Annotated in this window: 26 protein-coding genes, 2 pseudogenes, 1 riboswitch and 1 other annotated feature; of the genes and pseudogenes, 7 read left to right on the top strand and 21 right to left on the bottom strand. The window is 43.2% G+C overall.

Going from position 1 to position 22500, the window contains the following annotated elements:
• The first annotated feature begins 262 nt into the window (after nt 1–262).
• From NST83_RS12575 to NST83_RS12565, 3 genes and pseudogenes are all read left to right on the top strand, one after another.
• Nucleotides 263–976 (top strand): glycoside hydrolase family 16 protein, encoded by a 714-nt coding sequence (locus NST83_RS12575; protein WP_342417831.1) that lies wholly within the window; start codon nt 263–265, stop codon nt 974–976.
• A gap of 202 nt (nt 977–1178) precedes the next feature.
• Nucleotides 1179–1637, top strand: coding sequence for a hypothetical protein (locus tag NST83_RS12570; RefSeq protein ID WP_342417830.1), 459 nt, complete (start codon nt 1179–1181; stop codon nt 1635–1637).
• A gap of 298 nt (nt 1638–1935) precedes the next feature.
• Nucleotides 1936–2025: pseudogene (locus tag NST83_RS12565) on the top strand (pirin family protein); the annotation flags it as partial.
• Nucleotides 2026–2055: 30 nt separating this feature from the next.
• Here NST83_RS12565 and NST83_RS12560 read toward each other — a convergent pair.
• The 3 genes from NST83_RS12560 to NST83_RS12550 all read right to left on the bottom strand — a co-directional run bounded on the left by NST83_RS12560 (nt 2056) and on the right by NST83_RS12550 (nt 3715).
• Nucleotides 2056–2412: an antibiotic biosynthesis monooxygenase family protein gene (locus NST83_RS12560; protein ID WP_342417829.1), complete on the bottom strand. Its 357-nt coding sequence runs from the start codon at nt 2410–2412 to the stop codon at nt 2056–2058.
• A 96-nt stretch (nt 2413–2508) separates the two neighbouring features.
• Nucleotides 2509–2721, bottom strand: a complete 213-nt coding sequence (locus NST83_RS12555) for a hypothetical protein (RefSeq protein WP_137063159.1) — start codon at nt 2719–2721, stop codon at nt 2509–2511.
• Between the two features lie 247 nt (nt 2722–2968).
• Entirely contained in the window at nt 2969–3715 is a 747-nt protein-coding gene (locus tag NST83_RS12550; protein ID WP_137063158.1) for a glucose 1-dehydrogenase, read from the bottom strand.
• A 190-nt stretch (nt 3716–3905) separates the two neighbouring features.
• On the opposite strand from NST83_RS12550, the gene NST83_RS12545 reads away from it, so the two are divergent.
• Nucleotides 3906–4253 (top strand): winged helix-turn-helix transcriptional regulator, encoded by a 348-nt coding sequence (locus tag NST83_RS12545; RefSeq protein WP_137063157.1) that lies wholly within the window; start codon nt 3906–3908, stop codon nt 4251–4253.
• Between the two features lie 529 nt (nt 4254–4782).
• Here the strand turns inward: NST83_RS12545 and NST83_RS12540 are convergent.
• Nucleotides 4783–5256, bottom strand: coding sequence for a hypothetical protein (locus NST83_RS12540; protein ID WP_137063156.1), 474 nt, complete (start codon nt 5254–5256; stop codon nt 4783–4785).
• Between the two features lie 89 nt (nt 5257–5345).
• Entirely contained in the window at nt 5346–5942 is a 597-nt protein-coding gene (locus NST83_RS12535; protein ID WP_342417828.1) for a hypothetical protein, read from the bottom strand.
• A gap of 186 nt (nt 5943–6128) precedes the next feature.
• Between NST83_RS12535 and NST83_RS12530 the strand changes: the two genes are divergently transcribed.
• Nucleotides 6129–6359: an MFS transporter gene (locus NST83_RS12530; protein WP_342417827.1), complete on the top strand. Its 231-nt coding sequence runs from the start codon at nt 6129–6131 to the stop codon at nt 6357–6359.
• A gap of 477 nt (nt 6360–6836) precedes the next feature.
• Here the strand turns inward: NST83_RS12530 and tyrS are convergent, their stop codons facing one another.
• Nucleotides 6837–8096 carry a tyrosine--tRNA ligase gene (gene tyrS, locus NST83_RS12525; protein ID WP_342417826.1) on the bottom strand — a complete coding sequence of 420 codons (1260 nt, stop codon included), beginning with the start codon at nt 8094–8096 and terminating at the stop codon, nt 6837–6839.
• Between the two features lie 166 nt (nt 8097–8262).
• Nucleotides 8263–8501: a binding site (T-box leader), on the bottom strand.
• 460 nt (nt 8502–8961) lie between these two features.
• On the opposite strand from tyrS, the gene NST83_RS12520 reads away from it, so the two are divergent.
• Nucleotides 8962–10149, top strand: coding sequence for a macrolide family glycosyltransferase (locus tag NST83_RS12520; RefSeq protein WP_342417825.1), 1188 nt, complete (start codon nt 8962–8964; stop codon nt 10147–10149).
• Between the two features lie 110 nt (nt 10150–10259).
• Here the strand turns inward: NST83_RS12520 and NST83_RS12515 are convergent, their stop codons facing one another.
• Both NST83_RS12515 and NST83_RS12510 read right to left on the bottom strand, forming a co-directional pair.
• Nucleotides 10260–12311, bottom strand: coding sequence for a fibronectin type III domain-containing protein (locus NST83_RS12515; protein ID WP_342417824.1), 2052 nt, complete (start codon nt 12309–12311; stop codon nt 10260–10262).
• Nucleotides 12312–12425: 114 nt separating this feature from the next.
• Nucleotides 12426–12755, bottom strand: a complete 330-nt coding sequence (locus tag NST83_RS12510; protein WP_342417823.1) for a LysR family transcriptional regulator — start codon at nt 12753–12755, stop codon at nt 12426–12428.
• 118 nt (nt 12756–12873) lie between these two features.
• On the opposite strand from NST83_RS12510, the gene NST83_RS12505 reads away from it, so the two are divergent.
• The gene (locus NST83_RS12505) at nt 12874–13164 is read left to right on the top strand and encodes a hypothetical protein (protein WP_342418050.1); all 291 of its coding nucleotides are present in this window, start codon (nt 12874–12876) and stop codon (nt 13162–13164) included.
• Nucleotides 13165–13211: 47 nt separating this feature from the next.
• On the opposite strand, the pseudogene NST83_RS12500 reads toward NST83_RS12505, so the two are convergent.
• The 13 genes and pseudogenes from NST83_RS12500 to NST83_RS12440 all read right to left on the bottom strand — a co-directional run.
• Nucleotides 13212–13259, bottom strand: a pseudogene (locus NST83_RS12500) (hypothetical protein); the annotation flags it as partial.
• Nucleotides 13260–13282: 23 nt separating this feature from the next.
• Nucleotides 13283–14119 (bottom strand): hydroxyethylthiazole kinase, encoded by an 837-nt coding sequence (gene thiM / locus NST83_RS12495; RefSeq protein ID WP_342417822.1) that lies wholly within the window; start codon nt 14117–14119, stop codon nt 13283–13285.
• A gap of 50 nt (nt 14120–14169) precedes the next feature.
• A riboswitch (TPP riboswitch) is annotated at nt 14170–14279 on the bottom strand.
• Nucleotides 14280–14542: 263 nt separating this feature from the next.
• On the bottom strand, nt 14543–14854 hold the full coding sequence (locus NST83_RS12490) for a rhodanese-like domain-containing protein (protein ID WP_137063151.1): 312 nt from the start codon (nt 14852–14854) through the stop codon (nt 14543–14545).
• A gap of 15 nt (nt 14855–14869) precedes the next feature.
• On the bottom strand, nt 14870–15136 hold the full coding sequence (locus tag NST83_RS12485) for a metal-sensitive transcriptional regulator (RefSeq protein WP_044645886.1): 267 nt from the start codon (nt 15134–15136) through the stop codon (nt 14870–14872).
• Between the two features lie 76 nt (nt 15137–15212).
• Nucleotides 15213–15701 (bottom strand): DsrE/DsrF/DrsH-like family protein, encoded by a 489-nt coding sequence (locus NST83_RS12480; RefSeq protein WP_137063150.1) that lies wholly within the window; start codon nt 15699–15701, stop codon nt 15213–15215.
• A gap of 34 nt (nt 15702–15735) precedes the next feature.
• The gene (locus tag NST83_RS12475; protein ID WP_342417942.1) at nt 15736–16530 is read right to left on the bottom strand and encodes a sulfite exporter TauE/SafE family protein; all 795 of its coding nucleotides are present in this window, start codon (nt 16528–16530) and stop codon (nt 15736–15738) included.
• Nucleotides 16531–16542: 12 nt separating this feature from the next.
• Entirely contained in the window at nt 16543–17691 is a 1149-nt protein-coding gene (locus NST83_RS12470; RefSeq protein ID WP_342417821.1) for an MBL fold metallo-hydrolase, read from the bottom strand.
• Nucleotides 17688–18275: a sulfurtransferase TusA family protein gene (locus NST83_RS12465; protein WP_342417820.1), complete on the bottom strand. Its 588-nt coding sequence runs from the start codon at nt 18273–18275 to the stop codon at nt 17688–17690. The genes NST83_RS12470 and NST83_RS12465 overlap by 4 nt, the downstream gene beginning before the upstream one ends.
• 173 nt (nt 18276–18448) lie before the next feature.
• Nucleotides 18449–19405 carry an SDR family NAD(P)-dependent oxidoreductase gene (locus NST83_RS12460; protein WP_342417819.1) on the bottom strand — a complete coding sequence of 319 codons (957 nt, stop codon included), beginning with the start codon at nt 19403–19405 and terminating at the stop codon, nt 18449–18451.
• A gap of 111 nt (nt 19406–19516) precedes the next feature.
• The gene (locus tag NST83_RS12455) at nt 19517–20044 is read right to left on the bottom strand and encodes a TetR/AcrR family transcriptional regulator (protein ID WP_342417818.1); all 528 of its coding nucleotides are present in this window, start codon (nt 20042–20044) and stop codon (nt 19517–19519) included.
• A gap of 162 nt (nt 20045–20206) precedes the next feature.
• Complete coding sequence (locus tag NST83_RS12450; protein WP_342417817.1) at nt 20207–21001, bottom strand: DUF4309 domain-containing protein; 795 nt, start codon at nt 20999–21001, stop codon at nt 20207–20209.
• A 120-nt stretch (nt 21002–21121) separates the two neighbouring features.
• Nucleotides 21122–21748, bottom strand: coding sequence for an HXXEE domain-containing protein (locus NST83_RS12445; RefSeq protein ID WP_137063144.1), 627 nt, complete (start codon nt 21746–21748; stop codon nt 21122–21124).
• Between the two features lie 21 nt (nt 21749–21769).
• Nucleotides 21770–22357, bottom strand: coding sequence for a TetR/AcrR family transcriptional regulator (locus NST83_RS12440; protein WP_342417816.1), 588 nt, complete (start codon nt 22355–22357; stop codon nt 21770–21772).
• Between the last annotated feature and the right edge of the window lie 143 nt (nt 22358–22500).

The following is a 22500-nucleotide window of genomic DNA, read 5'->3' as shown; positions in this document are numbered from 1 at the left end:
CGTATAAACAGTAGTTGTTTTGGACCTTTTGTGAAACCGGGACATCCGTGAACAGATCTTTCACGTCGTCCTGACACGAATCTTAAAAAGTGAATATGCTTCTTTAAAATTTTCTATAGTTTACTACACTATGTCCATATATAATGAGGACACCAAATATGTAAGCGCTCTATTATTTGGTTTCCGGCAGCCCGTACCACATTTGCTGGAAACCGCATTTCCACAACATTGTTCATGTTTGGAATTACATGGAGGTGTATTTATGAAGAAGAAGTATTGGTTTACGCTGGTAACCACGGGTGTAGTTTCTCTGTTTTTTTCGGTAAGCGCTTTTGCGGCGGATGTGTTCTGGGAACCATTAAGTTATTTTAATTCGAGTACATGGCAAAAGGCAGATGGATATTCCAATGGGAGCATGTTTAATTGCACTTGGCGTGCCAATAATGTCAATTTTACTAACGATGGCAAAATGAAGCTTAGCTTAACAAGTCCTGCGTACAATAAATTTGACGGCGGAGAGTATCGCTCGAAGAATACTTACGGATACGGCTTATACGAGGTCAGCATGAAACCTGCTAAAAATACAGGAATCGTATCTTCCTTTTTCACATATACGGGACCTGCTAATGGCACGAAATGGGATGAAATAGATATTGAATTTTTAGGCAAAGACACGACAAAAGTGCAATTCAACTATTATACAAACGGGGTCGGTGGTCATGAGAAGATTATCGATCTGGGTTTTGATGCATCAAATGGCTTCCACACCTATGCATTCGATTGGCAGCCAGGATACATTAAGTGGTATGTTGACGGGGCTCTAAAGCATACGGCAACTACGAACGTACCGAGCACGCCAGGCCAAATTATGATGAATTTATGGAATGGAACCGGAGTAGATAGCTGGTTAGGTCCGTATAACGGAGTTAATCCGTTGTACGCCGAATATGACTGGGTAAAATATACGAGCAATTAGTATGGTTACAGCAGAAGAGGCAGCCCTATAGGGCTGCTTTTGCCTATTCAGTAAAAAAATTTAACTAATCCAATATTTATATCCAATTTCCAATATCCTAAATTAGTGCAACAAATGTTGTAAAGTTAGTATGGGCAGCTACCTGATTCATTTATTATTATTAATGCTGTAATCTACTTTACATAGACTGGGGGAGACAATATTGAACGAAAGTAAAAAAAGACGAATCGGCAGCCTGCTGATGGTAGGTGTGTTGACCATGTCGGCCGTGTTGAGCGGGTGCAGCAGCAATAGCGGTCACAAGCCGGCTGACACAAATACTACACGTGCCAAGCTGGAGATTAAGAACGGTAAATACGATCCACCGGTAACGATTACGTATTTACGACCTTGGGGCCCGGATGTTAAGTTCAAACCAGGAGAAGATCAGGATAGCAATGTTCATACCAAATGGGCAAAAGAAAAGCTAGGAATCGAGCTTAGAATTCAGCATGTTTTGTATGATAATGAATGCATTTTCTGCTTGCTGATCAACAGGGGAAATGAATTGTCGTCAACTCGAATAAATGAGTCACCTCGGTCGTTATCAAATCCGATAATTCTTCAAAGGGATAAACTTGTTGTCAATAAAGGAGTAAACTTGTTGTCACTGGACACATGAGACACGTGTTTTTGAACTCGGTTTCACTGCGTTTTTAATATATATTCACAAAACTCGTATTTTGTACATATGTATATAAAACAATTAAATGCCATGAGCTATATAGATTCTCATTTAGTGTCATACATTATATTCCCCATTTTTGCAGATGCAAAATAATAAGTTGGTTTCGATGCATGTCTTCATGCAGCGGTATTCAGACACAAAACTGTTTTAATAAGCGATACAACTTACTACAACTAAAACTAAAACGCGAGACAAAACTTCAAGTTTTGTCTCGCGTTTTTAAGGTAGCCAATTGGCTTCATCTCGATACTATGCAAATCACGGTTGGTTGATCAGTAACATGAGCTTCTCGTTTGCTGATTATTATGATCCGAATACCACAAACTTGGAAATATTTGAATCATGTAGTCACCTACTTTAAGGATTGTTTTTTAGATGCTCCAGTTAAGTTGCTTCCCCATTCAGCAACTGGGATTAACCAGCTAACCATTCTATCATTCAGCAATTCGGAGAGAACTCCTTCATACTCCTTGCGGTAGGGCTTAGGAAACTCTTCTTGCAGCCAGCTTTCTTGTGTGCCTTTCCATATCTCGTAAATGACGATGTCTTCCGATTGATCCATGTCATCATGAATAATGGCGTTCACAAAGTTAGTTTCATTTGACATAATGTCAGCCAGTGAGAATAATTGCTTGCGAAAATCTTCTTTCTTACCGGATTTTACTTTGAATCGTATGTTAAGGATAATTTGATTATTATTGTTTGTCATAGTTGATACACCTCTTCTTTAGTTTATTAGCACTGTTTTTGTTTCTTTGAAAATTCAATACATTTTGTATATTGTATCCATCGGTTAAATAACTGGTTATTCTTCTGACTTTTCAATAAAGACAACTAAAGATTGGATTAACCCATTCTCAATGACTATGAAGTCCTGACCAGAGATTGTTTGTGGATTGTCAGAAGGTCCGAAATACCAGCTAAACTTTACTTGACCATGGTGTTCTTCTAAGGAACCTGGCATAATGGTAAAACGAAAATGAAGAAATTTTCCCTGGACCTCATCAATTAGTGTCATTAGTTCGTCGCGTCTCCAACAATTACTTCTGGTTAATAAGGGTCGTAGACACGGCAGTTTTCGGAGTAGACTTCATCTATTGCCTTTCTTCGGCTTTCATGGTTTGTATTACTCCAAATTTCGAGATGTCTCTTCATAAGATCAATAACATTGCTCATTAGTTAATCCTCCCCACAATATTGAAGCAAAAGAGAGATTACAGTTAGACTTTCCCGCCATTAATACATCTTCGTGGTATATCTCCGAACTAAACTTGTGCAGTTCCGCCATCCACGAACAATTCAATTCCATTTATATAGTTGCTTTCATTAGAGGCAAGAAACATTACAGCATTTGCAATTTCTTCAGATGTTCCCACTCTGCCTAGTGGAGTTACGGTCTTGGCATGTTCAAGGACATTTTCGACCTCGGCTCCAAATAAGTAATTATAAGCCGGTGTATGAACGAATCCAGGACTAACGACGTTTACACGAATTTCAGTTCCTTTTAGATCAAGAATCCAGTTGCGAATTAACTGTCTTATTGCTGCCTTTGATGCGCCATAGACACTGAACGCTGGGTCACCAACGGAACCAGCCGTGGACCCGGTTATGATAATCGAACCTACATTGTTCGGAAACAAGGGCAACGCCTTTTGAACCGTGAATATCGTTCCTTTTACGTTAACGTCGAATGTTTTGTAATAATGTTCTTCTGTAATCTCACCCAATGGAAGGAATGACCCAAGCCCAGCATTTGCAAAGAGGATGTCCAAATGTCCTTTCTCTTGCTTCACTGCTTCGAACAGACTGTCTAAATCCGCCAGATTGGAAACGTCACCTTGAATACCAGTTACATTATCTCCAATCAGCTTCACCGCTGAATCAAGTTCACTTTGTCTGCGTCCTGTAATAAAAACATGTGCACCTTCTTTTGCAAACTTCTGCGCTGTTGCAAGACCGATGCCGCTAGTACCCCCTGTTACAACCGCTACTTTTCCATTAAACTTTCCCATGTTATGACTCTCCTTGTAAGGTTAATTTTTGTTCTAAGTATATTATCTCTTGACTGCCGTTTTTTCAAAAAAACTGTTAATAACATCCCACAAATGATATTATGTATCAAAAGTAATAATAATAGAAGTACCCACTTTTTTGTTATATAGTAACTAAAAAGTAATAATTGACACTGGAGGAGTTTACTACATGAAAGTTTATTATTGTAACCTTGAAGTTACATTGGAGGTAATTGGGGGGAAATGGAAAGGGCTAGTTTTATATTATTTGATACATGGTCCAAAACGAACGAGTGAGTTAAAGCGACTTGTACACAATATAACTCAAAAAATGCTTATCCAAACGCTTAGAGAATTGGAAGCTGATGGACTTGTAAGCAGAAAAATGTTTAATCAGGTCCCTCCGAAGGTCGAATATTCGACCACAGAGCTTGGGCAATCGCTTGAACCGATTCTAAGAGCGCTTTGTCAATGGGGTGACGGTTATGCCGATAAAACATTCACTGAAGGAGAAGTGCAAATTTTGAAAGTTGATTAATAATCACTAGCGTTGCATTAATGATCTCAGAAATTTCATAATTTTCTATGTTTATGTGCTGCACAAAAAGAAAAATCCTTTACAATGGAATGGAAGGTAGTACCTGTCCAATTCCACGAAAAGGATTAGTCACAAGTGCTGCAAGTGTAAGCCGAAGGGAATCTATATCTATGCGATGGTTGATGAAATAATGCAAAGCGGATTTACGAATGTGACCGTTGAGCCGAAGGATGAATCTAGGACGTAATCATACAGGTCTTCTCCCTTCATCCCTTAACGTTTTGCGCCGAGGTCGCACAAATAACATACAGTTTTCACCAAAAAATTATGAAAGCTGAGCATATTTGTTTCGACGTGGTCATTAATTAAGCAGACTTGTGTCTCACAAAAACGACATAAGTCTGCTTAATTACATTTAAAGATATACTGTTTTCGATCATTTTATTTAAGCTGTTTTGTGTCGCTGCACAACAAGGCTGCCGTTTGATTGCGGGGCAGTACCGTTTGATTTAACAAACCAAAGTTAGGTTTACTCATTCATATACTTTTCAAATTCACTTTTCAGCCAATACTGATTCTGATATGCAATATACTGTTCCATCCGAATTAGCAAATCAACCAATTCTGGCTTAGTTAGCTGCATATAACGCTGTCTGACTCGATCTATGTCGCGATCTTCTTTTATGTGCTTAAATGCATCCAGATCATCGTCTAAGGGCTTATATGACCTTTTTCGAGGCCTATAAGCTTTAGTAGTACTGTGCTTTAGGAAATGGTTATGAAGTTCTGGGTTCTTACGGATTGTATTTTGGTGGATACCTATTCCATCTGGATCAATTGCTTTTGACTTGTCCGAAACAGTTCGGTACGAAACAGATTTACCTTCTTTAATTAGCGCATCAATCGCCTTTACACCAAGTTCGACTGAACGGTTCTTTCTCTTGTCGTATGATGCTTGAAGCCATTCCAGCTCATTTGTTTGAGATACGGATTTCCGGCGCATATGTCTCATCCCTTTGAGATTTCTCTATCAGTTGGATCTCCTTAAGTTCGTTTTTAGCTCTATTTTTTGCGATCTTCATCTTCTTTGCTTCAAGGAGTAAGCCATTCTTCATTGATGACCTTAAAATAAGAATCCGTTTGTTTTCTGAAAGATAGCGGTTCCTCGGTACCTGCCGCTTTGGGCATCCTTGGTCTGTTCCCCCTTTCCCCTGGTTGCTCAGAAACACTATCTTTATATTCTATATCGATAAGTGGATTGGCCTGTGTATACTTCTTTAAGCGAATCATGGTCTTATAAAAACCTTTAATAGCGGACAGAAACAGTTGAACAGTTTTGGAGCTTTTACTCGTTAAGTACACGCCTTCATGCCCATCTCTACCACGAATCTTACAATGCATCTGTTCTATTAAATATTGCCTTACCGCTTCCTTAACAGCCTCTGGCTCATCATCCCAACAGACCTTTCTGGCCTTGTAGTAGCTTTTGTACTTTAACCAATAAAAGAATGGCTCTAAGGTATTTAAATAAGCGATTACGGAACTCTCACTGATCCTGTTGAACTGATCGTGATAAAACACTGTAAGAGGAATGAACGCCTCCTTCTTATCGTCAAAAACAATGAGACGGTATTTGCTGTTCACTCCTTCAGGACAATATGCATGAAAAAATGAAGCCATTTCCTCCACTACCTCCACCTATCTTCTACACAAAAAAAGGACACTTCCGTTCCCATGAAACGGATGTCCACATATGATGTGTAACACTATATGAAAATACAGTAGTTTCATAGCTTCGTCAACAAATCTTAGAAATTAATATTATATAGTATTTTGTACATAAGTTATTGTTTCAATCAATTGAAGGAGCTGTCATTGGAGTGCTCGTCCCTACTCAACATCTTCCGAATGACGCTGGCTATGGCAGGGGCTGCGTTGATCTCTTATGCCACGATGCCACTCGTGAATGCTTTTGGTGGCGGCAAGTCAGGCTGGTTCTTTACATTCCTGATTTTTGGCTGTCTAGCACCGTTCATGTACCTGATTACATTCAAAACAACCAAAGAACGTGTAAAACCGGTGGTAACACAAAAAAAATACCACTGAAGCGTTCAATCCCTGCTCTGCTCCGCAATAAGTACTGGATCATGATTGTCCCTCTGTGCCTGGTTGGCTATATTGGAACTCAGGAACAACAGTCAACTGCGGCCCTGAGCACAATCAAGTTCATGTATCTGTATTCGCCTATTATTTTCGGACTTCTCTCCGCTTTGATTCTTGTATTTTACATCTAGCGAAAAATGACAAAAAAACTCTGATTGATTCACGCTGAGAACTGCACCAATAAGAGACCCAAAGAAGCTCATCTGCCTGATGAGGCAGCTATGTGATTTGGTTCGAAGCTACAATGAGCAGACGCTTGGATACACAGCAAAAACAGCCCCTTCGCAGCTGATGTGAGGCTCATTTACCCAGATCAGCTGCAAAAGGGCCTAAACAACGGAGCCGCAGCGATGTCGCCTGTCAGGGCGATGAATCTGCTTGGCTATCTGATGGAATGGCTACTGCAACTGTTTGCTATAGCTACGCCAGCTTTACCAGGCTGTAGTTCTTCTTCCCTTTACGTACGATAATAAAGCGGCCACCAATCGCTTGCTCGGCTGTTATCTCATGGGCAATATCGCTTATCCGGTCACCATTAATAGAGATCGCTCCCTTGGTGATATCCTCGCGCGCCTGCCGCTTGGAAGGCTCGATGCCCATATCTACCAGCCAGTCCACGATATTTTTGGAGTCCCTAGTTGCCTCGTAGGTCGGCATTTCCTTGAAACCCTGCTCAATTTCATCTGCCGTCAGGGATTGGATATCGCCGCTGAACAGAGCTGACGTAATCCGCTTCGCTTGCTCCAGCATCTCCTCGCTATGTACGAAGCGGGTCATTTCCTCAGCGAGCATTTTTTGCGCTTCGCGTTTATGCGGCTCGGTCTCGACCTTCTGGGCCAGCTCGTCAATTTGCTCCTTCGACAGGAAAGTGAAGTACTTCAGGTATTTCACAACATCCCGATCGTCCGTGTTCGCCCAGAACTGGTAGAACTCGTATGGCGTCGTCTTCTTCGGATCGAGCCATACCGCCCCTCCAGCGGTCTTGCCAAATTTTGTGCCGTCGGACTTCAGCATCAGCGGAATCGTCAGACCGAATGCCTTGGCTTCTGCCCCTTCCTTCTTGCGGATCAGATCCAGGCCACTCGTAATGTTGCCCCATTGGTCGGAGCCACCAATCTGAAGTTGCACATCCTCATTCCGGTACAGATGCAGGTAGTCCAGCGATTGCAGAATCTGGTAGGAGAATTCCGTGAAGGAAATGCCGCTATCCAGTCGGCTTGCAACGACATCCTTCGCAAGCATCGTATTGATGCTGAAGTTCTTGCCGTAATCCCGCAGGAACTCAATCACATTGATCTGTTGCGTCCAGTCATAGTTGTTCACCATACGAATCTGGTTGTCGCCCTCCGTAATGAACAGCTTCTTCATCTGCGCTGTGAGCGCATCGACGTTAGCCTGAATTTGTTCCAGAGTTTGAAGGGAGCGCTCGGTCTGACGGCCACTCGGATCACCAATTGTACCTGTTGCTCCGCCGATCAGAATGACCGGACGATGCCCGGCAAGCTGGAAGCGCTTAAGCACCATGAACGGAATCAAGTGTCCAATATGCATGCTGTCGCCTGTTGGGTCTACCCCGCAGTATACGGAGACAGACTTCTCGTTCGACAAGGCCCGAAGCCCCTCTTTATCCGTCTGTTGGTTAATGGCATCGCGCCATTCAAGTTCATCAATAATGTTCATGATTTATTCCACTCCTTCAATTTGTCGCGTGCCTTATATCGAGTCCTTATTCTCGGACAGCTGGCCAATTTTGGTCAACAGCCATGGAGAACTACTACCGCGAGCCGTGCACAACTCACAGCATTCGTTGAAAGACAAAAAAATCGTCCCCACGTCTGTTAGTAGACATAGGGACGATTATATAACCGTGTTACCACCCTGATTGTATCCGGCACAGGAAGCATAGACTGGCTTGACGTGTCCTGGATACCACTCGATAGCGAGTTAACGTTCGCAACGTCCGCCCGGGATTAGCCAGGATACTCCAGAGTGTAATTCGCTCGCTTCATGTGTACCGGGTCTCATCTCCCCCCGGCTTTCTGGAACAGGGATGAAGCAACTACTGGGCTCTTTCAACGTATATCGTATATAAGATTACAGACAGTATAAGTGAAAGCATTAACGAATGTCAACCAGGCTCAATGGCACTTGTCGTTGTTCTGGACTAACGCAGAGATGAAGAAAGTACTCGTTGCATCGATAACGAGATTGCCCGAGTTCACCCATTGAGTTGATATTTACCAGCCACCCAAAACTATTATCCGTCCATATTACTGGTTGAAAGCGATTTGAGGAATCGTTTTAATCTTCAGCGACCATTGTCCTGTTCCTTCCCCTGCTCTTGGCCAGATACAATGCCTGATCCGCCTTCTTCTAGTAGCTCCTCACGCTCTAACGCTTCTTACGGTATGCTGAGAGACCTTAAGAGTATATCGAAAGTATTTTGAAAGGATATCATTTGAAAATATAAATATTATTGTTATTATAGATAGAGAGATTCAGTGAAAGCTGCGGTCTCTAACGATGCATAAAGGAGTGATGATGAATGCTACACATATTAATGGTTAACTTTCCGGCAGAAGGACATGTGAACCCTACGATTGGGATTACGCAAGCCTTTGCAGCACGGGGAGACCAGGTACATTACATTACAACTGAGAAATACAAGGACAGACTTCAAGCAGTTGGAGCAACGGTTCACCTGCACCCCGATCTGATCAGGACTGCTTACATCGACACTGCATCTCCAGCCGGATTGAACGCATTTTTGAACATTCATATTCAGACTTCGATGGACATATTGGCAGTTACTCAGAGGTTATCTGAAAATATTGATTTTGACTTTGTATTCTATGATAGATTTGGAGCTGGTGAGTTAGTTAGAGATTATTTGAATATCCCAGGCATTGCTTCATCACCATCCTTTTTAATTACAAAGAATCGGATGGCCAGCAATCTTTTTAGTTCTGACGTAAAAGTGCCATTTCAGCTTGATGAACATGCCACGACTTCACTGCATCTCATGAAAGAAAGATTCGGGGTTGCTCCTGAGGATATGTTTCAATTTATGAACAATTCTGGGGAACTGAATGTGGTATATACCAGTCGATATTTCCAACCGGACGGTGACCGTTTTGGTGAGGAGAACCTTTTTATTGGTCCGAGCTTCCCTGAGCGCAAAGGGGAATATTCTTTTCCTTTGGATGTATTACAAAATAACAAGGTTCTGTATATTTCGATGGGAACGGTTTTGGATCATGTTGAAGACTTTTTTAACACCTGTATTGAAGCTTTTTCCGATTTTGAAGGCATGGTTGTGATTGCAGCTGGCGAGAAGGCTGACTTTACGAAGATCAATCCGGCCCCTGAGCACTTTATTATTTCTCCTTATGTTCCCCAATTGGAGGTATTACGTCATGCAGATGTATTTATTACTCATGGTGGAATGAACAGCGTGAATGAAGGGATTCACTTCAATGTTCCCTTGGTCGTACTGCCACAGGACAAGGATCAGCCGATGGTCGCGCAGCGGTTAACGGAACTTCAAGCTGGCTATCGAATAACCAAAGAGCATATCAATGCACATTCGTTAAGAGAGGCCGTACATGAAGTGATATCGAACGCAGCGTATAAAAAAGGCATACAAAAAATAAATGATAGCTTCCAGCAATCTGGCGGTACAGAAGAAGCCCTTGCAAAAATTGATGCTTATCTTCAAAAAGAACTCGTGTAAATCCGGGCTTTCATACAAAAAAGGAGAAACCCTAGGTCATGGAAATGACCGGGTTTCTCGACAAGCTGTGTTCCAAATGATTTACTATGAAATTGTTTTTACAGAAGCAGTTATTTTGTAATCGTGATTTGTTTGGATACAGCGTTATAGTTCACCTGATAGCCCGAAAGCTCGCTAATGACTCGTAATGGAACCAGTGTGTGCCCGTTAATAATAACCGGAGCTGTGATGTTCGTCGAGTAATTCCGAGAGTTGTTTAACTCGTACACTGCAAGAGTCGAATTCTTGACTTGAAGCACCACTTGTTTGCCATCGGTAAGGCGATTCATGATAATCTTTTTAGTCCCTTTATCATAGTTCACTTGGTAGCCCACACGTTCACCGATAAAGCGCAGCGGGACCATCGTTACCCCATTTATTATTCGTGGTGCCTGAGCCATCGTCGTAGTACGACCATCGACATAAGCTGATGTAGCTCCTGGTGTCAGGGTAAATGAAGTTGAATATGAGGAAAACGCATTGTTAGAATATGAAGACGCTGTGCTGGAATTCGATGTAGCTGAGCTTGTCCCGGTCGATGAACTACCGGTACCAACCGCTCTATTGCGAATAGCTTCTAGACGATCCAGAAGATCGCTTTTACGTGTCCCGCTCGGCAGGTCACTGATTGCGTCTCTGGCAGAGCGCCAATCAGAAGCATTCAGACTGTTTTCCGCAATTCGCATCAAATCTCTTGCTTTCTCATAGTTCGATGAACTAGATGACGACGAGGAATAACTATAACTATCTGCACGTTCTGAGATCCTTACACCGCTGGATTCCCTTCCACTGCTATTTACAGTTGTAACCTTAATCTCATACCAGCGTCCTTCACGTAAATCCGTAATTTTATAGGATTCAGAGGATGTAGTACCCCTATAATCACCGTCAACATATATTTTTACTTTTTCAGCCTGACTCGGCATATCGTAAGTAATTTTGATCCAGGTATCACTTTTGCTATCTACTTCAAGATTGGATACTTCCGACGAATTGGAGGACGTGCTGTTCGTTGTGGCAGTCAGCCTCACACCGGAGGACAATACACCTGTGCTTCGCTTGGATCTGATCATAAACGTGTATGTCTGGCTTGCCGAAAGATTGTTGAATGTATAGGATGTTCCCGTTGAATCGGTTACCAGCTGTCCGTCCTTATACAGACTGACCGTATTAATTCCGCTGGGCCTCGTCCAAGAAACCGTAACGCTATAGTTATTAACTGATGTCACTGAAGCTCCTGTTACTTCTGGCACTGTATCGACGGTGAGGGCTGTAGTCGTAACCGGAATACTGACCCCTCCAGATATGTTGCCGGATTTGTCCACTGTCTTAACTGTTACTTTATAGTTTGTCGAAGCAATCAATCCACTGAACGTATAGGACGTCCCTGTAGTTCGCTGCACCTCTTTGTCATTTAAATAGATAATGGCTTGGCTCAGGTCAGTATCCTTCGGCAATATATAATTCACAGTAAAAGCGTTGTAACCCACATTCGTCGCTGTCAGCCCGCTTACCTCTCCTGGAGGTGTCTTATCTACAGGAACATTAATGGAAGCAGTTTTGGTCTGTACTGTAGTACCTTGAGATTCATTTCCACTCTTATCCACCGTCTTCACTCGAAAGGTATATGTCGTATCTGGCTGTAATCCGCTCATGGTATAAGAGTTACTGTTAATGTTATTGACATACACATCGGTACTGACATTGACCACCTTTACATGGTCAAAATTGATGTCTGACGGATTGGTCCAAGACAAATTCACCTTTGTTGTATCTAGCGGAACCGCTGTCAGATTGCTCACCTCTGCTGGTGCAATACTTAGAGCAGCGGTTTGGCTCGCCATCGCTTTTATCATTTTGTTAATATAGGGTGTTTGATTACTATTTTTTGTAAACGCAGTCACTTTTGTGCCTGAAGTAACTGGCACATGGCGTCCTTGAACTGATGCTAATTTCGTATGTGGCTGTGCTATATTCAAGCCTGTCAGATTCGAATTATGCTCTTCAGTCGGCAACGCACTCGCCACTGCATCGGTTCCTCCGCAGATGCTATATCCCGTATTCAAAATCAATGTAGCCGTTGCGAACGGAGCCATCCATTGGCGCAAACGTTTCTTATTCATGATCTATGCTCTCCTTGATAACAGTATGTATTTGTCTAACCAGTAAGTAAGCTTTCAAAAACCTACTGCTGTAATCCAGCCTTGTAAATCCCTACATAAGCAGTATATGTCCATTTAATAGTTATCGGAATATCTATCGGAAATGTTTAGGCTACTCCACTCCAGTTTGCCTGCTCCCGTTCCCCGGTGCATGTCCATCAGCGATTCGGCCTCCAAGGACAAGGCATTGATCTGCGAAGCATAATGATAGAAGGCTTTCCCCGCTTCAGTCAGCTTAATGACATGATAAGATTTCGTATGAAACAGTGAAACGCCAATATCCTCCTGTAATTTATTCAGATGAAAAGTAACGGTAGGCTGCGTCACCTCCAGTTTTTGCGCGACCAGATACAGCTTCTGCAGTTCAACTGCGAGCACAAACACCTTTAATTGCTGCAAATTCACAGGCTTCCTCTCCTTCAATAAATCATAGATTGTATCGCTGGCGGTACCCGGCGTAGTCCTGGGGATCGGGTATATTTTCATCTGGAATCAGAAATGGCTGGAGTCCATCGGCCTTCATTTGTACGGCACCCCTTCCCTACTGGTCATTGCCGGTATCGCCGGAGCAATTCCATATGCGGTTAGGGTGCAGCTTGGGGCCTTTGGCAATCTGTCGGGTACAATGCTGCGGGCGGCAGCGATTCAAGGCGCCAGCATTTTCGACCGGATGCGGCATATCGTGCTGCTCCTGGTCCGGCAATTGCTGCTGATTGCGGCCCTCGCTTCGTTTGGCTCGATGAGCAGTACAGTCCGGCCCTCCGCCATATATCCAAATCTTACAAAATGGGTCGTTGCCTTTTCAAAAAAGTAGGACAGCGCGCACCACGGTATCAAAGCAAACAAAAGTTGCCCAATGCTCACCTTATCGTCGTATAGTGTATTTCCCACAATTTCACTTAAAACCAATGACGTTAAAAAATCGAGCGGTGTTAACTGACTGAGGGTTTTCCGCCCTGTAATTCTAGCGGGCGCACCCTACCGTACTGGCGCACATCGTCCGGCGTTACAGCGAACAGCATATTAAGCGGCTCGATCTGAAAGCTTCCTGGTCCTTCTGCACCTTTTCGTTCCGCTGCCATTTCAGCAGCAACGCCATATACGGCAAGTGCTACCATACCAGCAGTAAGCCTGTCGTTTTCGACAGCAGCGAAAGCGCCCAGCACCGAAGTTAATAGGCAACCAGCTCCCGTAACTTTGGTAAGCATGCCATGGCCGTTTTCAATGATCCATCCTATACGGCCGTCGGTAATGACGTCTTCTTTGCCGGTGATTGCAACAATCGTATTCAGTTGATGGGCTGTTTTGACTGCAAGTTGTGGAATATTCAAATCACCTGTTTCTCCAGCATCGACACCTTTAATCTGCATGTCTTCGCCAATGATTTGTGCAACTTCAGCAGCGTTACCGCGAATAATATCCACCTTGACCCGATCTAGAATACGGAGAGCGGAGGCTGTGCGGAATGGAGTCGCCCCCGCACCCACGGGATCTAACAGCACGGGTACCCCATGCTCATTAGCCGATAAACCAGCCACAATCATGGACTCTACAAGTTCCTCATTTAACGTCCCGATGTTAAGTACAAGCGCCCCTGCAATACGGGCCATATCTGCGACTTCCTCTTTGGCGTATGCCATAACTGGTGAAGCGCCGAGCGCGAGCAGTCCGTTTGCCGTAAAATTGGTGACGACCACATTAGTTATATTGTGAATGAGCGGATTCGTATCCCGCATATTTTGTAGCAATAAAGCCTTTTTATCTAACACAAAAAACCAACCCTCTTTCTTCAGGAACCTGTGAAAGACTGTTGGCTTATACATATGTATACAGTTATCCCTACGCTGGCATTATCCAACAGGTTCACACGGTCTACGACGGCTTAGTCATACTCTCAGCTTGCTTCCACAGGCTCCCGTTATATTTTTTTCTAATGTTACGGGTTCGTCTTACAAAAATCAACAGGTAATTGCCATAAAGACATGGATCTGGAAACGGATGTTCAACAATCCAGCATTCATTTAAATGAAATCATACCCAATGGAAATGGGGGTTTTCGTATTCGGGTTACGAACGAAACTTCTCAACATCCTGTTTATTTCAACAAAAATTTAGGCACTTATGTTCACCGTTCCTTATGTATAGAGGGCAATATTATTTGAAATAATATTGCCCTAAGAAAAATTTTATGCTTATACCGTTGTATCTGTCCACTCATTCATGCCACCGATCATATTAACCGCATTAAAACCTTTTTCGCCAAGTAATTCACATGCCAGCCCGCTGCGGTTTCCGCTTCTGCATACTATAATCGTTTCTTGCTTTGGATCAAGCTCGTGTTGTCTTTCCAGCAATTGACCGAGGGGAATGTGCTTGGCACTTTCAATATGGCCTTCTGACCATTCAGCAGGTTCGCGTACATCTATAATGACAATTTCCTCATTTTGTTTCAGACGGGCCGCGAGCTGCTGAGGAGTAATTTCTTTTTCAACTTTAAAAGACATAATAAAATGACCTCCTTAACGGCTTTTTACGAGAAGCTGAATTGCTTCCTTAACAAGTTTATCTGTATCTCCACCAGCTTCTTGCTCTTCCAATATACAACGTTGCAGATTCTCTGCCACGATTTGGGCAATTGCCTTATCGGATGCGTTGCGTACGGCAGATAACTGGCTTACTACGTCCTTGCAGGACTGTCCTTCATCCATTAAACGAAGCACCCCACGCACCTGACCCTCAATTCTTCTCAGGCGTGTTTTCAGTTCATCACTATAATTGTAATCCATAAGGTATAGACTCCTTTTTGATTTAATCATATACATGTATAGGTATATTATAAACCAAAAAAATAATTAAGACACCCTAAATGAATAGATTTACCTTGCCCTGCGTAGCATCCCCCAAGTAGGCAGCTACTCCGGCATATTCCAAACCGTCCATCAGTTCTTCCTGTTGCAGTCCTAGCAGATCCATGGTCATGGTACAAGCTACCAGCTTGATTCCCTGCTCTTGCGCCAGCTCGATAAGCTGCGGAAGAGAAAGCGCATTATGCTTTTTCATGACATGCTTGATCATCTGCGGGCCGAGTCCTGCAAAATTCATTTTGGACAATGCCAGCTTTTGGGGTCCACGCGGCATGATCCAGCCAAAGGCTTTTTCGAGTAGCCCCTTATTTGTGCGTACGAGTTCCTCCTTACGCAGCGTGTTTAGCCCCCAAAACGTAAAGAAGATGGTCACTTCATGGTCGTAAGCCGCCGCACCATTTGCGATAATAAATGCAGCGATAGCCTTATCCAGCTCCCCGCTGAATAATACGATGGTAGTTTTTTGCTGAGTATATTCCTGATTCATCCTGAAAGCTCCTTTTTCACTGCAACTTTGTTATTTAAAATCCTAATATGGAACTCCAAATTTTAATGGTAGTAAGAAGGATCAATACCACTAAACAGTATCGCAAAATAACTGGATTGATTTTCGCACTCCATTTGGAGCCCAGAGGTGCGCCGATCAAACTCCCCAATACCGTAAAAGCAGTTACGATAATCGGAATATGGCCCGTTGATATTTTGCCAATCACACCGCCAATGGCAGAAATGAACACAATAGCGAGTGAGGATGCAATGGTCGTTCGGGTAGGAATCTTGAGCACGGTTAACATAATAGGAATTAAAATGAATGCCCCTCCTGCACCTACGACGCCTGATATGATACCGACCAAAAAGGCGGCCCCCATCGCGATCCATTTGTTAAACGTAATTTCGCTTGTGGATTGTTCGGGTTTCCCTTTATTTGGTATAAGCATCAGCACGACGGCGAGCATCGCCAGCACCCCATAAATGATATTGATCACTTGTTCGTCCAGAAAATGAGATACCATTCCGCCGATCAGACTTCCAAGCATAATGCTTGTGCCCATATACAAGACAAGTCCCTTATGCACAAGGGAAGGCTTGTTTTTTCTATTGCGAAAGGCCAATACTCCCGCTAATGAGGAAAAGAAGACCTGAAACATGCTAATCGTGGACACTTCTTGCGCTGAAAAATGCGCTACACCTAAGCCAGCCGGGACAAAAAGCAATAACGGATAATTGATAATGGCTCCGCCTATACCCAGCAAACCGGAAAAGAATGATCCGATCAGACCCAGAAGCACCATGACTCCATACAGGAGAATATCCATCATGCACCCACTTTAGTGGTCATGTATGGCACAGCGGTTAGGTCCCATTTCCATGTCTCGCTGTTCTTCTTCCGTGGGTGTAATTTTTCCCATATTGGTCTGCCGAATTTCTTGATAGGCATTAGGGTGTTCTGGTAAGTTAGCAGTCACTCTATTCCTGAATTCAGTCTCACTTTGCAGGCTTAAACCCGGATTCGTCTGGTAAATGTCTGCTAATCGTGCCGAAACTTTACCCCCTTTACCCAGCTCCGTGATGCTGCCAAAATGCGCAGGAAGTACGATCAAATCCTCCGGCAAATCCTTGTAACGGGTATAAAGTGTGGTGTGCAGGTCGCCAACCCAATCCTCCGCTTTCCCCGCCAAATCTGGACGGCCAATGGATTGAATGAACAAAATGTCTCCGGTCAGCAGATATTGTTGATCCACAATGAGGGATGTGCTGCCGATGGTGTGACCAGGAGAGTAAATCGGCTGGATGTTAATCGTTGTGTTACCAACCGTAATGGCATGACCATCTTCCAGCTTGGCATAATCAAAGGTCAGCTCTTCAGCGTCTTTGGAGGGCAGCCAATAGGTTGCCCCTACGCTCTCCGCCAGCTTTTTGCCTCCCGAGATATGATCTGCATGTAGATGAGTGTCTATCGTATGTGTGATTAGGGCTCCTTTTTCGCGGGCAAATTGTTCGTAAATATCCGTCATCCGCAGTGTATCCACGACAGCCGCTTCTCCTTCGGAAATGATCATGTAGGAAAGACAGCCTTTGCCGATTCGAACGAATTGAAATAGTTCTCCGCCATTCTGTAGTTCAGCAACTTTGACAGGCGCCAAATATTCACTCCAGCTTTTCATCCCTCCTTGAAGGTAAAATAGTTGGGTCCGGCCGGCTGCAACCAACTGTTCTGCGACAAATATAGAAGAACCTTCCTTGGCGCAGATGACTAACACGGGTTCATTATCGGGAATTTGCTCCAGTACATGGTCAACGCCATCCAGCAAATCGAAATACGGAAGGTTGATAATCTCAATCTGTTCGCCCTCCACCTTCCAATTGTTAAAATCACTTTCGTTGCGGACATCTACAATAAAGAGATGTTCTTTATTTAAAATGATTTTAGTCAATTCCTGCGCTGTCATGGCGTTGATTCCTGTTGTCGTATTCATATGGTTTTGCTCCCCTCAGTCGCACCTGTCCATGCGGATATGCCTAAAAGCACATTTTTGACGTTTTGGGCGCCTTTGGCTACTAATTGCTGGCAGGCCAGATCACTACGGATTCCAGTACGACAAATCACTACGATCTCTCCATCTACATTTAGCTCACCGAGTCTGCTTTCCAGTTCTCCGAGAGGAATGGATTTTGAGCCAGGGATACGTTTGAAAGCAAATTCCGCGGGTTCACGGACATCCAGCAACGTTATTTTCTCGTTTGCGGATAGTTTCGTCTGCAATTCTTCGTGGCTTATCGTCCATGGAAAGGTCTGTTCTCCCCTCGTTTCATCAGGATGGGATTTACGTAAATAATGCTGCATGACATCTCCCGATTGAAGAGTACCTAAATATTGATGTCCGGTGTTTTGGGCCCAGCTCTGTAAATCGGCTAATGAGCCTTTATCCGTGGCCTGAATTTCAATAACCTGCCCGGCATTGAGCTCATTCATGGCTTTTTTCGTTTTGACAATGGGCATGGGGCAAGCAAGTCCTTTACAATCCAGAATTTGATCTGCTTGGATATTAGTTGATGACATTGTACATACCTCCGCTTATTTTTTGAGGGGCATGTAATCTAAAATCTTTATTATACATATACCCCTATGGGTATGATGATAACGAAGCGTACGCTCCTTGTCAACCTAATTTAGCAGTTGGTACTCACAGGCGCACGAATGAGTACACTTGATATAGCCTCTCATCATAGATATTATTGACGTTTCTTCAATGCCAGTATGGTATCCGTTATGCCTGTTTCAAAAGGTGTCTTGGGTATAGGGCCTACAACACGCTCGTATTTGCTGCCATCCAGCACTACAGGTGTTTGGGTCAGATATAGCATCTCTACGATTTCACGAATCACCGGATTAAATAATCCGATCAGACGGAGTGTGGTTTTTCGCAGTGGAAAGACAGGTTTAATTTTACCACTTGCTTTTTGTGCAATCTGAACAAGCTTTTTGCCGGAAATCACACCCGCTCCCGGTATGTTCCAATTTTGACCGTATGCTTCTTCCCGGCTGGCTAATTCCACGATCATTACTGCCGCATCGGGCAGATACACATATTCGCGTGGGACATTTAATCCTCCTATGAAAATAGCCGGTTTTCCAGAAGCCACAGCCTCCATCGTTAATCCTAAATAAGAGGACTTGTTCGCGGTAGGTCCGTAATAATCAGGCAATCTTGTAATCATAGGCCGTGCATGATCCCAGCGGGAACTGAATATAAGATTTTCAAAATCCAGCTTGACCTTTCCCTTGCGGGTATGCGGGTTTTTGGGATGTTCCTCATTCACTAAAGGGGTCAATGCCTTGCCGTACGGATAAATTCCGTCAACGATGACTATTTTCTTCCCTAAACGGTTGGCTGCCTCCATAACGGATTCTCCCAAAGGAAGCTGACGTGTCTCCATTTCGTGGTATGGAACAGCTGCACATTGAAAAATGACATCTGCATCCTTAACTGCGTCACTGACCTGATTCGCATCGAATACATCACCTTTATAAACAGACAGATGCTTTGGCTTACCTAATGACACTTGTAATTGCTGGAGCTTGTTGGAAGAACGTCCGAAGGCGATGGTTTCAATGCCTCTGTTGAGAAGTTCTTGTAGAATTGCCGCCCCAGTTCCTCCGGTTGCACCTAATACGATTGCTTTTTTCATTGTGAACACTCCTTAAATAAATTAATTATTTAGTGATCAATCAATAATAAAGTGTGATGGAATAAATTTTATTATTGATTGATCAATTACAAAACATGAAAATAAACGAACTTAATCGTCTATTTTCATTAGCTCCGGCAGATCCAGGGACATTGAGATATTACAAAGCATACCTCTTGCTAGAAAAAGCATCGTTCTTTCCAATGCTTGTTCAATACCTGCTTGGCGGAAAGCATCATAAACCGTCGCATGAATTTCACGAAATCCCTGCTGCATCACGTTCACAACCACATCCTCGTGGATGGTTTGCGCCTGCATTTGCAAAAGAATCTCATTGCGGTATTCCACCATAATTTGCGAATATGCTGCAATAAGCTCCTGCTCTAGCCGTTCAGACGAAACCGAATGAATAACTCGGTGAAAAGAGTCGATGATACGTGCAAATGAAACCTTCAGCGCTTCAATCAGCAAAGCTTCCTTGGTAGCGAAAAAACGGAAAACATAAGGCTGAGAAATGTTGGCCCGTTCAGCCACTTTGGCTGTGGTCGCACGATAGTAGCCCATCTCTGCAAATACTTCAATGGCGGCGGATATGATTTCCTTTTGGCGATTTATTGATGTTGACGTAGCTTTGGTCATGAAATCTCCATCCTTTTGTTCAACACAGATTCACATTAGTGATTAATCAATCACTAAATTCAATATAAACAACACTGCGCGAAAATGCAATAGTAATCGCTTAGAAAAAATAAGTCGCCTCCGGGATGGTTACGGAAGCGACTCTTTTATTGTGTCTCAGATTTATGGAGTCATGGAGTTAAAATACAATCTGACATAGTTGACCTTTTGTGTTTTTGTCTGATAAGAAAATACTAGATACTGATCCAGCGCGGAAGCTTTTTTGATCGTATAACTGGCTTCTGCTGTACCGGGTACGTCTTTGGATGTATCATTCGTTTCGGTCGGCTTACCCAGTTCCTTAACGACTTGGTTGATGAGCAGTTTTGTATACGATGGATCGGATGATGTGATCTCTGTAACTTTATCACTACCATCCAGTACGATATCCGTATGGTGCTTGGTGTAGCTCCGTAGATGGCCGGTTGAGCCTGACTCGGATTTTCCCCATAGCTCGAACAAAAGATCGCTACCCGTTCCCAAACCAAGACCTTTGGGCAAATTCGGAAGTGTCCCCTGCTTGGCTGCGCTGAGTATGGTTGCTGGGAAACTGTGTTTGTTATTAGTTAGCACATTAGATGGCGCCCTACTGCTAGCAGGTGACTGATGGGCCGAGGATGAGCCTTGCTCAGATGTCTTTCCGGTTTCTTTGGAATCTGCCGCACTTGGACTTTGCTGGTCTTCATCCGAACCTTGCTTGCTCGTATCTGCACTCTTACTATTATTGTCCGTTTTCTGAGCTGAAGAATCGGTAGATGGTGCAACCGCGCCTTCCGTAATTGGAGCAGTTGATTTTGTTTCTCCGCTATTGCCGCATCCGGTGATGGCAGCGAAACTTATAGCCATCAAAGCGGTAGCTGTCACTAGCTTATAGGGAAGCTTTTTTGGTTCATGTGGTTGATGTGAATGTTTTATCATGCGATCACTCTTTCCTTGTTTCAATGAGGTACAAAGCAAGTGTAACCGAACCACATTTCCAGAATACCTCTACTTGTTTCCAACTTGTAAACAAGGACATTGAAGATCATCCAACATACACTATTTTCGATAATACGATCCTAACTGTTGCTTAGAAAAAGGATAGGGAGAATTGCTGTTTTTCAACCACATATTCCCTTTTATGATGAAGATATATACAGCAAAAGCAAAGTAGATCGTCCCCCAAATCCAGTCTGTTAGGGTCGGTGCATTGTACTTCACAATATCGTGAATGTACCAGATTCCGACCGGAACATGCACGAGTACTGCCGTAAACAAGCCAGGATTATATAAGGTTTTTGCTTTTATATTCACCACAATGCCGTGCCAGACTACCTGGAAGAAACCCATAAAAACAGGTGCGAGTCCAAGCCATATCACGTGTGGAAATAATATCGGGAGTAAATAAAACACATAGGCAATCACAACATTAATAATCATGGCTGATTGAGTGTTTAAAGGATAGCGATCCGGGGTTTCACTTTTAAACATGACGTTGTTAAACAAACCGGCAAAATATCCAGGCCAGCGATACTCCTCAAATTGATGAAAAAGGATGGCTACAAAGCTCAACCATAAAATTCCTGTTATATCGGAAAAAATGGTTCTGTTCATAAGTAAACCAATACATACGATCACACCGATGATAGCCCCTGCGTCCTGCCAGTATTTTCTCAGAAGATTCATAGTATTCACTCCAGTCATTTATTATTTATCAAAATATCTATCAAACAACAGGTTTAATTGCTCCTCGATTGAAGGCATTTCCACACCCGCTCCGGATTCAAGAATCGGGCTCATCAATGCGGGAAGAAAAATAGCCCCAAATATTTGCAGCATCATCGCTAACAATCGCTCTGGCCGTTGCTCACCTGTCAGCTCCTTGATCGTACTTTGCACTTTGGGGAATCCCATCATGTTTAAAAACCTTCCGTATTCCTGTTGGGAGGTAAAGGGCGTGCTGCCCATGACAATGATTCGGGAGAGAAGTTCCGGGTATTGGCGAATGACCTGCAAGTAATCAAACAAAAATTGTTTCAGCCGATCTTGGGGCGAAATCGATGTATTGTCCAAAATAGAAAAGGTGTGCTGAAAGCCACTTAATATGACCTCAATGGCTTCACTGAGCAGATTTTCCTTAGAGCCAAAATAATAATTAACCAAAGAAATATTGGTGGTCGACAGATCGGCAATTTTTCGGATTGTAACCGCCTCGAAGCCTTCCTTTTTAATGAATTCAAGCGCAGCGTGTAATATTTTTTCTTTGGTTTGCTGTTTCTTGTCTACGTGATTCATACTTCTCCTCCTCTTACCTGGTCCAATCAGAGGGAATTGAATAGACCAGAATTCTATAAGTTAAACACAATTTAAAACACTGTTTAAATTTATGTTTGAACTCAGTTTAGCACTTTATATTTCGCAATACAAGCGCAGTTTGA

This window comes from Paenibacillus sp. FSL R10-2782 (assembly GCF_038592985.1).
GTDB lineage: Bacteria > Bacillota > Bacilli > Paenibacillales > Paenibacillaceae > Paenibacillus > Paenibacillus terrae_C.
The sequence above is the reverse complement of the archived record's forward strand: the minus strand, read 5'-3'. Positions and strand labels throughout refer to the sequence as shown.

Bases quoted from the DNA above. Each gene is read 5' to 3' on its own strand.
- NST83_RS12575 (WP_342417831.1), top strand. From the start codon at position 263: ATGAAGAAGAAGTATTGGTTTACGCTGGTAACCACGGGTGTAGTTTCT.
- NST83_RS12560 (WP_342417829.1), bottom strand. From the start codon at position 2,412: ATGACAAACAATAATAATCAAATTATCCTTAACATACGATTCAAAGTA.
- NST83_RS12555 (WP_137063159.1), bottom strand. From the start codon at position 2,721: ATGACACTAATTGATGAGGTCCAGGGAAAATTTCTTCATTTTCGTTTT.
- NST83_RS12550 (WP_137063158.1), bottom strand. From the start codon at position 3,715: ATGGGAAAGTTTAATGGAAAAGTAGCGGTTGTAACAGGGGGTACTAGC.
- NST83_RS12545 (WP_137063157.1), top strand. From the start codon at position 3,906: ATGAAAGTTTATTATTGTAACCTTGAAGTTACATTGGAGGTAATTGGG.
- NST83_RS12540 (WP_137063156.1), bottom strand. From the start codon at position 5,256: ATGCGCCGGAAATCCGTATCTCAAACAAATGAGCTGGAATGGCTTCAA.
- tyrS (WP_342417826.1), bottom strand. From the start codon at position 8,096: ATGAACATTATTGATGAACTTGAATGGCGCGATGCCATTAACCAACAG.
- NST83_RS12520 (WP_342417825.1), top strand. From the start codon at position 8,962: ATGCTACACATATTAATGGTTAACTTTCCGGCAGAAGGACATGTGAAC.
- NST83_RS12515 (WP_342417824.1), bottom strand. From the start codon at position 12,311: ATGAATAAGAAACGTTTGCGCCAATGGATGGCTCCGTTCGCAACGGCT.
- NST83_RS12490 (WP_137063151.1), bottom strand. From the start codon at position 14,854: ATGTCTTTTAAAGTTGAAAAAGAAATTACTCCTCAGCAGCTCGCGGCC.
- NST83_RS12485 (WP_044645886.1), bottom strand. From the start codon at position 15,136: ATGGATTACAATTATAGTGATGAACTGAAAACACGCCTGAGAAGAATT.
- NST83_RS12480 (WP_137063150.1), bottom strand. From the start codon at position 15,701: ATGAATCAGGAATATACTCAGCAAAAAACTACCATCGTATTATTCAGC.
- NST83_RS12475 (WP_342417942.1), bottom strand. From the start codon at position 16,530: ATGGATATTCTCCTGTATGGAGTCATGGTGCTTCTGGGTCTGATCGGA.
- NST83_RS12470 (WP_342417821.1), bottom strand. From the start codon at position 17,691: ATGAATACGACAACAGGAATCAACGCCATGACAGCGCAGGAATTGACT.
- NST83_RS12465 (WP_342417820.1), bottom strand. From the start codon at position 18,275: ATGTCATCAACTAATATCCAAGCAGATCAAATTCTGGATTGTAAAGGA.
- NST83_RS12460 (WP_342417819.1), bottom strand. From the start codon at position 19,405: ATGAAAAAAGCAATCGTATTAGGTGCAACCGGAGGAACTGGGGCGGCA.
- NST83_RS12455 (WP_342417818.1), bottom strand. From the start codon at position 20,044: ATGACCAAAGCTACGTCAACATCAATAAATCGCCAAAAGGAAATCATA.
- NST83_RS12450 (WP_342417817.1), bottom strand. From the start codon at position 21,001: ATGATAAAACATTCACATCAACCACATGAACCAAAAAAGCTTCCCTAT.
- NST83_RS12445 (WP_137063144.1), bottom strand. From the start codon at position 21,748: ATGAATCTTCTGAGAAAATACTGGCAGGACGCAGGGGCTATCATCGGT.
- NST83_RS12440 (WP_342417816.1), bottom strand. From the start codon at position 22,357: ATGAATCACGTAGACAAGAAACAGCAAACCAAAGAAAAAATATTACAC.